This is a genomic window from Pseudomonas entomophila (genome assembly GCF_018417595.1).
Classification (GTDB): domain Bacteria; phylum Pseudomonadota; class Gammaproteobacteria; order Pseudomonadales; family Pseudomonadaceae; genus Aquipseudomonas; species Aquipseudomonas entomophila_C.
Genome location: NZ_CP070982.1, coordinates 3,246,868 through 3,261,247 on the forward strand (window position 1 = coordinate 3,246,868; position 14,380 = coordinate 3,261,247).

Consider the following 14,380-nt stretch of genomic DNA (forward strand, 5'->3'; position numbering starts at 1 on the left):
GGCGTCAGCGCCCGCCACTCAGGTCGATGAAGGTGCCCGTCGAATAGGATGCCTTGTCCGACAGCAGCCAGAGGATCGCTTCGGCCACTTCCTCGGGGCGCCCACCGCGCCCCATGGGCAGGCCTGGCTCGAGCCTGGTGACGCGCTCGGGGTCACCGCTCAAGGCGTGGAAGCCTGTATGGATATAGCCCGGCCGTACGCCATTGACGCGCACGCCCTCGCTCGCCACCTCCTTGGCCAAACCAATGGTGAAAGTATCCAGCGCCCCCTTGGAGGCGGCATAGTCGACATACTCGTTGGGCGAGCCCAGGCGCGCGGCCATGGACGACACGTTGACGATCGCCCCGCCCTGCCCGCCATGGCGCCGCGCCATGCGCAGCAAGGCGTGCTTGGCGCAGAGCATCGGGCCGACCACGTTGGTCTTCATGACCTTGAGCAGACGGAACTCCGACATCTCTTCCACCCGGCCCTGCTGGCCGATAGTGCCGGCATTGTTGACCAGGGCGGTGACCGGCCCCAGTTCATGGTCGACACGCTGGAACAAGTGCACCACCTCGTCCTCGACGCTGGCGTCGGCACGCACGGCGATGGCCGTGGCACCCAGCTCGCGAACCTGGGCCAGCACCGTTTCGGCGGCCTCGTCATTGGCGTGGTAGTTGATGCAGATACGATAACCCTGTTGCGCCGCCAGCAACGCGGTGGCGGCGCCGATGCCCCGGCTGGCGCCGGTGATGACGATGACCTTGTCCATGGATCTGCCAAATTGCCCGGAAAAGACCTACAAGATTAGGGGAAACACCCCAGCTTGATCAATGCCATGCCATCCCTTGCAGGAGCCAGCTTTGCTGGCGAACCGCCCCACCACCCTGTGCCCACGGTTCGCCAGCAAGGCGGGCTCCGACAGCCTTTGTTGTCAGTGCCCTGCCGACGCGGGCCCGGCCTTGGCGGTGAACGGCGGCTTGGCCAGCCACACCAACAGGATCAACCCAGCAAACACCCAGGTCAGCAAGGTGAAATAATCCACCGTCGACATCATGTAGGCCTGGCTATTGAGGATCTGTTCCAGCTTCGCGTAGCTTTGCGGGCCGGCCCCGCCCAACTGCTCCAGGGAATGCCGGGTGGCCGGGTCGAAGGTGCTGATGTGCTCGCTCAGGTAGGCATGGTGCTGGTCGGCGCGACGAATCCAGATCCAGGTGGTCAACGACGCGGCGAAGCTGCCGCCCAACGTGCGCAGGAAGGTGGCCAGCCCCGAACCATCGGCGATCTGATGCGGCGGCAGGTCGGACAGCAGGATGCTCAGGGTCGGCATGAAGAACAGCGCCACACCGATGCCCATGAACAGTTGCACCAGGGCGACATGGGTGAAGTCCACCTCATTGGTGAAACCGGCGCGCATGTAGCAGCTGGCACCAATGGCCAGGAACGCGATGCCGGCCAGCACGCGCAGGTCGAAGCGGTGCGCATACTTGCCGACGAAGGGCGACATCAGCACCGGCAACAGGCCGATCGGCGCCACCGCCAGGCCCGCCCAGGTGGCCGTGTAGCCCATCTGCGTCTGCAGCCACTGGGGCAGGATCAGGTTGATGCCGAAGAACCCGGCATAGCCGCCCACCAGCACCAGGGTGCCAATGCGGAAATTGCGGTGCACGAACAAGCGCAGGTTGACCACCGGGTGGCGGTCGGTCAGTTCCCAGATGATGAAGATCGCCAGGAACACCACCGAGATCAACGTGCCGACGATGATGAACGACGACTCGAACCAGTCCAGGTCATTGCCCTTGTCCAGCACCACCTGCAGCGCCCCCACCCCCACGATCAAGGTCAGCAGGCCGATGTAGTCCATCGGCTGGCGGCTGGTGACCACCGGCCGCGCACGCATCTGCTGGCGCACCACGGCAGCGGCGAACAGACCGATAGGGATGTTGATGAAGAAGATCCACGGCCAGCTGTAGCTGTCGGTGATCCAGCCGCCCAGGATCGGCCCGGCGATCGGCGCCACCACTGTGACCATCGCCAGCAATGCCAGGGCCATGCCTCGCTTCGCGGGCGGGTACACCGCGATGAGCAGGGTTTGCGTCATCGGGTACAACGGTCCGGCCACTACCCCCTGGAGTACCCGGAAGCCGACCAGTTCAGGCATCGACTGGGCGACGCCGCAGAGAAAGGAGGCCAGCACGAACAGCAGCGTCGCCCAGATGAACAGCTTCACCTCGCCGAAACGCCGGCTCAGCCAGCCGGTCAGCGGCAAGGCGATGGCGTTGCTTACCGCGAACGAGGTGATCACCCAGGTGCCCTGTTCGTAGCTGACCCCCAGGTTGCCGGAGATGGTCGGCAAGGCGACGTTGGCGATGGTGGTGTCGAGCACTTGCATGAAGGTCGCCAGCGACAGGCCGATGGTGGTCAGCAGCAGGCTCGGCGGGGTGAACTGCGCGGGGGCCGCCTGGCTCATCGCTGGGCCGTCTTGCCGGTGGCACTGTTCTCGTGGATCAGCCGGGCGATCAGGTTGTCGGCCTCGACCAGCTGGCGGTCATACACCTGGGTGGTATAGCTGGCCTGTTGTGGCGGTTGCTGGGCGAGGGCCGGGCCGCTCTGGTCGTGCAGATCGACTTCGGCGACGGTGGACAGGCCGATGCGCAGCGGGTGCTCCTTCAGCTGTTCGGGGTTCAGGTGGATACGCACCGGCACGCGCTGGACGATCTTGATCCAGTTGCCGGTGGCGTTCTGCGCCGGCAGCAGGGCAAAGGCGCTGCCGGTGCCGGCCCCCAGGCTGTCGACGGTGCCGCTGTACTTCACCTCGCTGCCGTACAGGTCGGCGCTGATCGCCACCGGCTGGCCGATGCGCATGTCGCGCAGCTGGGTTTCCTTGAAGTTGGCGTCGATCCACACCTCGTCCAGGGGAATCACTGCCATGGTCGCAGTACCCGGTTGCAAGCGCTGGCCCAGTTGCACGGTACGCTTGGCCACGTAGCCGGTGACCGGCGCCACCAGGGTGGTGCGGGCGTGGTCGAGGTAGGCCTGGCGCAGGTCGGCGGCGGCGGCCATGACCTCCGGGTGCGAGGACACCACGGTATCGTCGACCAGCGCGGTGCTGGTGTTGAGCTGCTGGCGCGCCCCATTGACGGCAGCCTGGGCCACGGCCAGGTCGTCGCGGGAATGGGCGATTTCTTCCTGGGCGATGGCACCGCTGTCGGCCAGCACCTTGCGGCGGTTGTAGTTCTGCTGGGCCTTCTGCAGTTCGGCCTGACGGGTTTCCAGTTGGGCCTTGAGCGAATCGACGTTGCTGTACAGCCCGCGCACCTGACGCACGGTACGCGCCAGCTTGGCCTCGGCGGCCTGCAGGGTAACCTCACTGTCGGCCGGGTCGAACTGCAGCAGCACCTGGCCCGCGTGCACCAGGTCGCCATCATCGGCACCGATGCTGGTGACGGTGCCGGTGATCAGCGGGGTGATTTCCACCACGTTGCCATTCACGTAGGCGTCGTCGGTGCTTTCGTGCCAACGCCCGACCAGGCTGTACCAGGCCCAGGTGCCGGCACCGGCGAGGATCAGCAACAGTAACAGGGCAAGCAGCCAGGCCTTGCGCTTGCCCGTGTTGTCGGGCACGACGGCGGGGCTGGAGGTGTCGACGGGAGTGGCCATGACGGTACCTTGGAGAATGCGTGACAGGGATCAACGATCGCCGAAGCGGCGGATCGTCAGGGGGTCGCCGGCGCTGATCAGGACCTTGGCCAGCAAGCCTTCGAGGGTCTTGAGCTCGTCAGGCTGCAGCACCCCGACCAGCTCGTTCATCGCCGCCGCCCCCACCTGTGGCAGACGGTCGGCCAGGCGCTGGCCGTCGGCGGTCAGCGCCAGGCGCACCTGGCGACGGTCGTCCGCGCAGCGATGGCGCAGGATCAGCCCCTTCTGCTCGAGACGGTCGAGCATGCGGGTCATCGAGCCGCTGTCCAGGCCCAGGTAGCGGCACAGCTCGGCGGGCGTGTCGACCTGGTACTGGGTGACGATGATCAGCACCTTGAACTGGGCGGCAGTGACGCCGTCGGCTTCGAGATGCCAGTCGAGGATGCGGTCCTTCAGCATGGCGGCGCGACCGAGCAACATGCCAATGGTGCAAGTCTGGAAATTTTCCGGGGTGAAATGGGACATCGGGGTCTGCTCGGCTATTTGTATGAAAATATTACTGCCTAGGCAGTGAATGTCAAAGCCTTGATTAGCTGGCTAACAAAAAATTCATGGATGGAACAACACCCACAGCTTGACGCGGCCTCTGTAGGAGCGGCTTTTAGCCGCGATCACCCGCGAAGCGGGTGTGAAAGACCGCGCCGCCTGCATCGCGGCTGAAGCCGCTCCTACAGTCTGGATTGCGCCCGCAACCCCAACGCTTCGATCTGGCCGCAAGCGATCGCCATCCCCACCAGTTCGGGCAGGCTCGCAGCCTGCATGCGCTTCATCACCCGCCCCCGGTACAAGTCGATGGTCTTCACGCTCACCCCCAATCGTTCGGCAATCTCACGGTTGCCCAGCCCCTGCACCAGTGGAATGAACACATCACGCTCACGTGGGGTCAGGCTGTCGATTCGCGCCTGCACCTGCGCCACCTCGCCACTGCCCGCCCGGGCCACATCGGCGCGGCTGAGCGCGGCCTGCACGCTGTCGAGCAGCAACTGGTCGTTATAGGGTTTCTCGATGAAATCGACGGCGCCAGCCTTGAACGCCCGCACCACGATCGGCACGTCGGCGTGGCCACTGACGAAGATCAGCGGGATCTGAAGCCCCCGCTCGCGCAGCGCCTGCTGGACGGCCAGCCCCCCTGCCCCAGGCATGCGCACATCCAGCAGCACGCACGCCGGCCCCTCGTCCACACAGGCCTCCAGAAACGCCTGGCCACTGGTGAACGGCAAAGCCCGCAACCCCACCGACTCGAGCAGCCATACCGTCGAATCGAGCATGCCCGGGTCGTCGTCCACCACATACACCTTCGCTTGCACCAGCGTCCCCCTCCTCATCCGCGATTCACCGCCAGGCGGCAGCACAGTACCAGCCCACTCCCCTCGCCCGCCCGCGCCCAGAGACTGCCGCCAAAGCCCTCTACGATGCTACGGCTCATGCTCAACCCCAGGCCCAGGCCGTCGGCCTTGCTGGTGGTGAACGGAGTGAAGATTTCGTCCAGTCGCTCGGGCGCGACACCCGGCCCTTGGTCAGCCACCTCCACCAGTACCCCATCATCCTGGCGCGAGGCGCTGAGCAGGATACGTGACGACTGCCCGGGGTGCTGCTCTCGATTGGCGTCGATGGCATTGCGCAGCAGGTTGAGCAGCACCTGCTCCAGCAAGACACGGTCGGCGTACACGGTCGGCAGCGCCCCGCTCACCCGCTGCTCGATGCGCACCTGCGCCCCTGCGGCCTCCCAGGCGCACAAGCGTTGCGCTTCGCTGGCCACTTCGGCGACATCGAGGGCTTGCAACTGCCGTGGCCCCTTGCGCAGGAACGCGCGCAGCCGGCGGATCACCTCGGCGGCGTGGGTGGCCTGTGCGCTGATGCGTTGCAGGCCCTGGCCGACTCGCTCGCGGGCGTGCGGGTCATGCTCGAGATTGCGCAGGTAACGCAAGCTGGCATTGCTGTAGTTGAGGATCGCCGCCAAGGGCTGGTTGATTTCGTGGGCGATACCCGAGGCCAGTTCACCCAGTGTCGCGACCCGGGCGCTGTGGGCCAGGCTTTCCTGGGCCTCGATACGCAGGGTGATATCGCGAGACACCGCGACGATCTCCACCACCGCGCCGGTGTAGGTCTCGCGGATCGCCCGGCTGGCGATCTCGAACCAACGGTAGCGGCCATCGGCGTGGCGCACGCGGCAGGTCATGGTGTGATAGCCATCCTCGTCCAGGGCGGCGGCGGCCTGCAACAACACCTGGCGCCGCTCGCGCGGGTGCAGGAATGGGCGCACGGCACTGCCGCGCAATTGTTCCGGCCACACCCCCAGCAGGCGGAATGCAGCGGGCGTGGCGTCGAGAAAGCGCCCGTCGGGGCTGTGCCGGGAAATCAGGTCCGTGGTGTTTTCGGTAATCAAGCGGTAGAGCCGCCGGGCTCGGCTGGCGTCCCGGACAGCACGGCGTTCATCGCTCGCGTCACGACAGCGGGCCAGTACATGCTGGCCCTGGTCGTCGGGAATGAAAGTCCAGAGCAGTATGCGCTCACCCACCTCGGCCTCGACCTCGCTGATCGCCCGCCCCTGGCGCAGACAGGCACGCACCAATGCGCCATGGTTGGACGGCAACCAGCGCCTGAGCTCGGCATCGCTGCCAATCAACGCCTGCAAGGCGAGATTCAACCGCAGCGGCCGAGCATCGGGGGCCAGCAACACACTGGGCTGGGGGTCCTTGGCGAGCAAGGAAGAAGGCATGGGATCCACGGGCATCGGCTCTTTTATAGTAGTTTTACCATATTGCTATGGTCGATCTTCCATATACGATAACGGTTCGCGTAAAAAAGCGACAGGGAGGCTTCGCCCTCCCACACCCTGATCAGAGCTAACAATCAGCCACCGGGGGCCAGACGCACAGGATGCGCTCGCCTCCTTCACAGGACCACCGCATGTCGATCTTTTCCCAGGGCTTGATGCCCGCGTCTGTCAACCACGTCGCCCTTACCCCCTTGAGCTTCATCGAGCGCACCGCCTCGGTCTACGGCCACTACCCAGCCGTTGTCCACGGCGCCATCCGCCGCGACTGGCGCGAGACCTACGCCCGCTGCCGGCGTCTGGCCAGCGCCCTCCAGGGCCGCGGCATCGGCCATGGCGACACGGTGGCGGTCATGCTGCCGAACATTCCGGCCATGCTCGAGGCGCACTTCGGCGTACCCATGATCGGCGCGGTGCTCAATACCCTCAATGTGCGCCTGGATGCCGAGGCCATCGCCTTCATGCTGCGTCATGGCGAGGCCAAGGTGCTGATCGGCGACCGTGAGTTCCATGGCGTTATCCGCGAAGCCCTGGCGCTGCTCGAATACCCACCGCTGGTGATCGACGTGGACGACCCGGAGTACGGCGAAGGCCAACCCATCAGCGAACTGGACTACGAGGCGCTGCTCGCCGAGGGTGACCCTGGCTTCGCCTGGGCATGGCCCGACGACGAATGGCAGGCGATCTCGCTCAACTACACCTCTGGTACCACCGGCAACCCCAAGGGCGTGGTCTACCACCACCGTGGCGCCTACCTCAACGCCCTGGGCAACCAGATGACCTGGTCCATGGGCCAGCACCCGGTATACCTGTGGACCCTGCCGATGTTCCACTGCAACGGCTGGTGCTACCCCTGGACCATCACCGCCCTGGCCGGCACCCATGTGTTCCTGCGCCGGGTCGACCCGCAGAAGATCCTCACCCTGATCCGCGAGCACCAGGTCAGCCACCTGTGCGGCGCGCCCATCGTGCTCAACGCGTTGGTCAACATGCCCGACAGCGCCAAGGCGGCCATCGACCACCCGGTGCACGCCATGGTCGCCGGCGCCGCGCCGCCGGCCAAGGTGATCGGCGCCGTGGAACAGATGGGCATCCGCATCACCCACACCTACGGGCTGACCGAGGTCTACGGCCCGGTGACGGTGTGCGCCTGGCATACCGAGTGGGACGACCTGCCGCTGGAAGCTCGGGCGGCGATCAAGTCGCGCCAGGGCGTGCGCTACCCCACTCTTGACGGGCTGATGGTGGCCGACCCGCACACCCTCGAACCGGTGCCGCAGGATGGCGAGACCTTGGGGGAGATCTTCATGCGCGGCAACACCGTGATGAAGGGCTACCTGAAGAACCCCGAGGCTACCGCCGAGGCCTTTCGTGGCGGTTGGTTCCACACCGGCGACCTGGCCGTGCGACACCCGGACGGCTATGTCGAGATCAAGGACCGGCTCAAGGACATCATCATCTCCGGTGGCGAGAACATCTCCACCATCGAGGTGGAGGACGCCCTGTACAAGCACCCCGCCGTGCTCGAGGCCGCCGTGGTCGCCCGCCCAGACGAGAAATGGGGGGAGACCCCCTGCGCCTTCGTGACCCTCAAGACTGGCCATGGCGCCACTCGCGAGGGCGAGATCATCGCCTGGTGCCGCGAGCACCTGGCCGGCTTCAAGGTGCCCAAGACCGTGGTGTTCGGCGAGTTGCCCAAGACCAGCACCGGCAAGATCCAGAAGTACGTGCTGCGTGATCGAGCCAAGGCACTGTAATCACCCTTGCTGTCCTGTAGGAGCGGCTTCAGCCGCGATCACCCGCAAAGCGGGTGCCAGGCACCGCGATGCCCGCATCGCGGCTGAAGCCGCTCCTACAAGCCCCAAGGGCTGGGCACTTTCCCACAGAAAACGCCATTCACCAGACAAGAGCCTCAGATGACCGACTACAACGCCCCCTTGCGCGACATGCGCTTCGTCCTCAAGGACGTGTTCCAGGGCCCTGCCCTGTGGGCCCGCCTGCCCGCCCTCGCCGAACGGGTCGACGCCGACACGGCCGACGCCATCCTCGAGGAAGCCGCCAAGCTCACCAGCCAGCTGATCGCCCCGCTCAGCCGGGTCGGTGATGAACAAGGCGTGCAGTTCGAAAACGGCCAGGTCCGCACCCCCGACGGTTTCCGCGACGCCTGGCGCACCTACCGCGAAGGCGGTTGGGTAGGTTTGGGCGGCAACCCCGAGCACGGTGGCATGGGCATGCCGAAAATGCTCGGGGTGCTGTTCGAAGAGATGATGTACGCCGCCGACAGCAGTTTCAGCCTGTACTCGGCCCTCAGCGCCGGCAGTTGCCTGGCCATCGACGCCCATGCCAGCGAAGCGCTCAAGGCCACCTACCTCACGCCGCTGTACGAGGGCCGCTGGGCCGGCACCATGTGCCTGACCGAACCCCACGCCGGCACCGACCTGGGCCTGATCCGCACCCGCGCCGAGCCCCACGCCGATGGCAGCTACCGCATCAGCGGCAGCAAGATTTTCATCACCGGTGGCGAACAGGACCTCACCGAGAACATCGTCCACCTGGTACTGGCCCGCCTGCCCGACGCCCCGGCCGGTCCCAAGGGCATCTCGCTGTTCCTCGTACCGAAGCGCCTGGTCGACCAGGACGGCAGCCTGGGCGCGCGCAACGCAGCATATTGCGGCTCGATCGAGCACAAGATGGGCATCAAGGCCTCGGCGACCTGCGTGATGAATTTCGACCAGGCCGAAGGCTATCTGGTGGGTGAACCGAACAAAGGCCTGGCGGCGATGTTCACCATGATGAACTACGAACGCCTGTCCATCGGCATCCAGGGCATTGGTTGCGCCGAGGCCTCCTACCAGAGTGCCGTGCGCTATGCCAGCGAACGCCTGCAGAGTCGCGCTGCCGGTGGCGCCCTGGACAAGCAGCGGGTCGCCGACCCGATCATCGTCCACGGCGATGTGCGGCGCATGCTGCTGACCATGCGGGTCATGACCGAAGGCGGCCGCGCCTTCGCGGTCTATGTCGGCCAGCAGCTGGACATCGCCCGTTATGCCGAGGACCCGGCCGAGCGCGAGCGCGCCCAGCGCCAGGTCGCCCTGCTGACGCCCGTGGCCAAGGCGTTCTTCACCGACAACGGCCTGGAAAGCTGCGTGCTCGGCCAACAAGTGTTCGGTGGGCATGGCTACATTCGCGAATGGGGCCAGGAGCAACGCGTACGCGACGTGCGCATCGCACAGATCTACGAGGGCACCAATGGTATCCAGGCCCTCGACCTGCTCGGGCGCAAGGTCCTGGGCGACGGCGGCCAGGCACTGGCCAGCCTGGCCGCCGAGATCCGCGCATTCTGCGTAGACGCCGCGCTGCATCGCGAAGCGTTGCAGGAAGCCCTGGTACGGTTGGAACGGACCAGCGCCTGGCTGCAGGTGCAGGCAGGCAAGAACAGCAATCTGGTCAGCGCCTCGGCGGTGGAATACCTGCACCTGTTCGGGCTGACCGCCTACGCCTACATGTGGGCGCGCATGGCCCAAGTGGCGGCGGTGCGTCACACCGAGGACCCGACGTTCCACGGCACAAAGCTTGCCAGCGCAGCGTTCTTCTTCCAGCGCGTACTACCGAGAGGCCTGGCACTGGAAGCGACAATCCGTGCCGGCGCGGACAGCCTCTACGCGATGGCGGCGGAGCAGTTCTGATAAGAAGGGTCGTATCTGCGCAGGCTTGCCCCGGCACAGATACGACCCATCCTCATATACGACGATTTTTCCTACAATTGATAGTCATTCGCCATTAACACGTTCTCGACAGACCCGCCCGGAGGTAGAATGCCGCAAAACCGGGAGCCGCAATGAACCAGGACCGCCTCATTCCCAGCGAAGACGATGCCATCACCGATGCCGCCGCGCACTGGTGCATGCGCCTGCACGCCGATGATTGCACGGCGGCCGAGCGCCAGGCGTTCAGCCAGTGGCAGGCCGCTGACCCGCGGCATGCCGAGGAATACCAGGCGATGCTGGAGATCTGGCAGACCGCCGACCTGCTGCCGCGCACGGCCACGGTTGTCGAGCTCAAGCCCTCGACATCACGGCAGGCGCCTGCGCGCCATTGGCGCCCTTTCGCGTGCGCGGCGGCGATAGCCCTGCTCGCCCTGCCCCTGGCCGGCTGGGTCGGCTGGGAGCAAGGCTGGCTGCCCAACAGCTACCAGCACTTCGCAACCACCGACCAGTTGCAACAGGTGCGCCTGAGCGACGGCAGCAGCGTCGAACTGAACCTGCACAGCGAACTGCGCTACCTGAACTACAAGGATGAGCGCCGTGTCACCCTGGTCAAGGGCGAGGCGTTCTTCAAGGTCGCGCACGACAGCAGCCACCCGTTCATCGTCCGTGCCGGCAACGGCCAGACCCGGGTGACCGGCACTCAGTTCAACGTGTGGAAGTACGAGGATCAGGTCAAGGTGACCCTGGTGGAGGGCTCGGTGCTGGTCAGCAGCGCCGGCAGTTCCGGAGGTTACCGGCTGGGGCCGGGCATGCAGGCCAGCTATGACAAGGGCGATTTCGAGCCCCAACTGGCCCAGAGCGACGACTACGGCAACAACCTGGCCTGGCGCAACGGCAAGCTGGTGCTGGACAACCTGAGCCTTGCCCAGGCGCTGCCGCTGATCAACCGCTACCTCGACAAGCCGCTGCTGCTGGCCGACGACAGCACCGCTGGCATTCGCATCAGCGGTATCTACAGCACCGCGCAAGTCGCACGCCTGGTCGACACCCTGCCCAAGGTGCTGCCGATCTACCTCACTCGCAGCAAGGACGGCAGCACCGTCCTCAACCGCATCGTACCGGTCCCCAGCCGCGGCTGAGGCCACCGCTCAGAGGGACATCGCCGCCAGCCAGCCGAAGGCCAGCAAAGGCAGGTTGTAATGGATGAAGGTCGGCACCACGGTATCCCAGATATGGTGGTGCTGGCCGTCCACGTTCAAGCCGGAGGTCGGCCCGAGGGTAGAGTCCGAGGCCGGCGAACCGGCATCCCCCAAGGCACCCGCCGTACCGACGATGCACACCGTGGCGACCGGGTCGAAGCCCAGCTGCACGCACAGCGGCACGAAGATCGCCGCCAGGATCGGCACCGTCGAGAACGACGAGCCGATGCCCATGGTCACCAGCAACCCCACCAGCAGCATCAGCAGCGCGCCGACTCCCTTGCTGTGGTCGATCCACTGAGCGGAGGCCTCCACCAGGGTCTTCACTTCGCCGGTGGCCTTCATCACCTCGGCGAAGCCAGAGGCGGCGATCATGATGAAGCCGATCATGGCCATCATCTTCATGCCTTCGGTGAACAGGTCGTCGGTCTCTCTCCAACGCACGATGCCCGACAGCGAGAAGATCAGGAAACCAACCATGGCACCGATGATCATCGAGTCCAGCCACAGCTGGATGATGAACGCCGAGGCGATGGCCACCCCCGCCACCAGCAGGGTCAGCGGGTTGTACTGCACGCTGACCTGCTCCACCTGCTCGATGCGCGCCAGGTCGTAGTCACGCTTCTTGCGGTAGCTGAAGAACACCGCCAGCAGCAGGCCGGCCAGCATGCCTGCGGCCGGAATGGCCATGGCATGGGTCACGTTCACGCCACTGACATCCACGCCGGCACGGCTGACGTTGGCCAGCAGGATCTCGTTGAGGAAGATGTTGCCAAAGCCCACCGGCAGGAACATGTACGGGGTGATCAGGCCGAAAGTCATCACGCAGGCGATCAGCCGACGGTCGATGCGCAGGCGCGTCAGTACATACAGCAGCGGTGGCACCAGCAAGGGGATGAAGGCGATATGGATCGGCAGGATGTTCTGCGACGACACCGCCACCACCAGCATCAACCCGATCAACAGCCACTTCACCTTGCCGCCTTCGGCATGGCCCTGCCGGTCGATCATGGCCAGGGCACGGTCGGCCAGGGCATGGGCCAGGCCGGACTTGGCAATGGCCACGGCGAACGCGCCGAGCAAGGCATACGAAAGCGCCACCGTGGCGCCGCCGCCCAGGCCACCGTTGAAGGCCTTGAGCGTACCTTCGATACCTAACCCACCGACCAGGCCCCCGGCCAGGGCGCCGATGATCAGCGCGATGACCACATGCACGCGGGACAGGCTCAGTACCAGCATCAGCCCGACCGCGGCAATCACTGCATTCATGTGTGCAAACCTCGTTACGACAGACAAAAAGCGAGCGTTCCGGCGACAGACCGCACACAGGCGCTGGCCGGACCATGGGATGTTGTTATGAAGGGCGCACACTCTGAAGCACAGGCCGCCAGATGTCAAAAGCGTCTGCCCCGCGGCCCTTCGCTTGCTATAGACGAACGTCGAAGCATTAAATTGAACGTTTGAATAAAGAAAAAACGGCGACCGCCGACACAGTCGGCAGCATCAAACCTATTAGAACGGAATTGCCCCAATGCCTTCGCTGCGACAACTCTCGATTCAATGGAAGATCACACTGCTGGCAGGCTTGTGCCTGGCGGCCATCGTTACCCTGCTGGTCGGCCTTTCGCTGTACCGCATGGATCACAGCTCGGACCTGGTCAAGGCCAGCAGCATGAAGATGCTCACCGAGGCGGCCCAGTCGCGCATCGAGTCCCAAGGCGAGGTCCAGGCCCTGAACATCCGTCGCCAGTTCATGGACGCCTACCAGTACGGCGCCGGCTTCGCCCGCCAGGTACTGTTCCTGCGCGAGCAGGCGGAAAAGCGCTTCCTCGACGCCTACGACCTGCGCCAGGACATGACCGCCCAGGTGCGCGCGGCCCTGCAGGCCAACCCCGATCTGCTGGGGCTGTCGCTGGTGTTCGAGCCGGGCGCGCTGGACGGCAAGGACAAGCTGTTCGCCGGCCAGAGCGAGCTGGGCAGCAATGAAACCGGACGTTTCGCCCTGTACTGGTCGCAACCCCGCGCCGGCCAGCTGACCTCCATGGCCCTGCCCGAGCACGACATGGCCAACACCGAGATCGGCCCCAGCGGCCAGCCGGCCAACACCTGGTGGGTGTGCCCGCGCAGCAGCGGCCAGGTGTGCGTGGTGGAGCCGTACTTCTATGACATCGATGGCCAGCGCGTGCTGATGACCAGCATCGTCTTCCCGCTCAAGGCCAACGGCAAAGTGATCGCCACGCTGTCCATCGACATCAATCTCAACAGCCTGCAGGCCCTCAGCCAGACGGCCAGCCGCAGCCTGTACGAAGGGCGCACCACGGTCGGCATCCTCAGCCCGGTTGGCTTGCTGGCCGGTTACAGCGCCGACGCCACCAAGCTGGCCCAGCGCTTCGACCAGGTCGACCGCACCCAGGGCGCCGAGATGGTGCGCAAGCTCGGTGAAGGCAAACTGCAAATCCTCCACGACCAACAGCGCCTGAAAGTGCTGGCCGCGTTCGAGCCGATCCCCGGCGGCAAACCCTGGGGCGTGCTGCTCGACGTCCCGGAAAGCGCCCTGACCGGCCCCGCCGAAACCCTCAAGGTGGAACTCGACGCCCTCAACACCAGCGGCACCCTGCTGGAACTGGGCCTGGGCCTGGCCGCCGCCATCGCCGGCCTGCTGCTGGTGTGGCTGATGGCCCGTGGCGTGACCCGGCCGATCCTCGGCGTGGCCAGCATGCTCAAGGACATCGCCAGCGGCGAAGGCGACCTGACCCGCCGCCTGCAATACGCCAAGCAGGACGAGCTGGGCGAGCTGGCAGGCTGGTTCAACCGTTTCCTCGACAAGCTGCAACCGACCATCGCCGAGGTAAAACGCTCGGTACAGGCCGCCCGCGGCACCGCCGACCAGTCGGCGGCCATCGCCGCCGAGACCAGCGCCGGCATGGAGCAGCAGTACCGCCAGGTCGACCAGGTGGCCACCGCCTCCCATGAGATGAGCGCCACCGCCCAGGACGTCGCCCGCAGCGCGGCCCAGGCCG

10 protein-coding genes and 1 pseudogene are annotated in these 14,380 nt (G+C 65.7%); 4 read left to right on the forward strand and 7 right to left on the reverse strand.

All coding sequences use genetic code 11. The annotated features are described in order from the left end of the window. Positions 1-4: 4 nt before the first annotated feature. The 6 genes from JYG34_RS14350 to JYG34_RS14375 all read right to left on the reverse strand — a co-directional run bounded on the left by JYG34_RS14350 (position 5) and on the right by JYG34_RS14375 (position 6,397). Positions 5-751 carry an SDR family oxidoreductase gene (locus JYG34_RS14350; RefSeq protein ID WP_213657068.1) on the reverse strand — a complete coding sequence of 249 codons (747 nt, stop codon included), beginning with the start codon at positions 749-751 and terminating at the stop codon, positions 5-7. A 162-nt stretch (positions 752-913) separates the two neighbouring features. Beyond that, positions 914-2,449 carry a DHA2 family efflux MFS transporter permease subunit gene (locus JYG34_RS14355; RefSeq protein ID WP_213657069.1) on the reverse strand — a complete coding sequence of 512 codons (1,536 nt, stop codon included), beginning with the start codon at positions 2,447-2,449 and terminating at the stop codon, positions 914-916. Beyond that, positions 2,446-3,639 (reverse strand): HlyD family efflux transporter periplasmic adaptor subunit, encoded by a 1,194-nt coding sequence (locus tag JYG34_RS14360; RefSeq protein WP_213657070.1) that lies wholly within the window; start codon positions 3,637-3,639, stop codon positions 2,446-2,448. Before JYG34_RS14360 ends, JYG34_RS14355 begins: the two co-directional genes overlap by 4 nt. 30 nt (positions 3,640-3,669) lie before the next feature. Beyond that, positions 3,670-4,143 (reverse strand): MarR family winged helix-turn-helix transcriptional regulator, encoded by a 474-nt coding sequence (locus JYG34_RS14365; protein ID WP_213657071.1) that lies wholly within the window; start codon positions 4,141-4,143, stop codon positions 3,670-3,672. A 203-nt stretch (positions 4,144-4,346) separates the two neighbouring features. Further along, positions 4,347-4,988, reverse strand: coding sequence for a response regulator transcription factor (locus JYG34_RS14370; protein ID WP_283811826.1), 642 nt, complete (start codon positions 4,986-4,988; stop codon positions 4,347-4,349). 11 nt (positions 4,989-4,999) lie between these two features. Then, positions 5,000-6,397: a sensor histidine kinase gene (locus JYG34_RS14375; protein WP_213657073.1), complete on the reverse strand. Its 1,398-nt coding sequence runs from the start codon at positions 6,395-6,397 to the stop codon at positions 5,000-5,002. Positions 6,398-6,588: 191 nt separating this feature from the next. Between JYG34_RS14375 and JYG34_RS14380 the strand changes: the two genes are divergently transcribed. The 3 genes from JYG34_RS14380 (at position 6,589) to JYG34_RS14390 (ending at position 11,300) form a co-directional block, all read left to right on the forward strand. After that, positions 6,589-8,211 (forward strand): acyl-CoA synthetase, encoded by a 1,623-nt coding sequence (locus tag JYG34_RS14380; RefSeq protein ID WP_213657074.1) that lies wholly within the window; start codon positions 6,589-6,591, stop codon positions 8,209-8,211. A gap of 159 nt (positions 8,212-8,370) precedes the next feature. After that, entirely contained in the window at positions 8,371-10,140 is a 1,770-nt protein-coding gene (locus JYG34_RS14385) for an acyl-CoA dehydrogenase C-terminal domain-containing protein (RefSeq protein ID WP_213657075.1), read from the forward strand. Between the two features lie 152 nt (positions 10,141-10,292). Beyond that, positions 10,293-11,300, forward strand: coding sequence for a FecR family protein (locus tag JYG34_RS14390; RefSeq protein ID WP_213657076.1), 1,008 nt, complete (start codon positions 10,293-10,295; stop codon positions 11,298-11,300). 9 nt (positions 11,301-11,309) lie between these two features. Here the strand turns inward: JYG34_RS14390 and JYG34_RS14395 are convergent, their stop codons facing one another. Beyond that, positions 11,310-12,629, reverse strand: coding sequence for a Na+/H+ antiporter family protein (locus tag JYG34_RS14395; RefSeq protein WP_213657077.1), 1,320 nt, complete (start codon positions 12,627-12,629; stop codon positions 11,310-11,312). 586 nt (positions 12,630-13,215) lie between these two features. Here JYG34_RS14395 and JYG34_RS26685 point away from each other — a divergent pair. After that, positions 13,216-14,181 (forward strand): annotated as a pseudogene (locus JYG34_RS26685) (PDC sensor domain-containing protein); the annotation flags it as partial. Between the last annotated feature and the right edge of the window lie 199 nt (positions 14,182-14,380).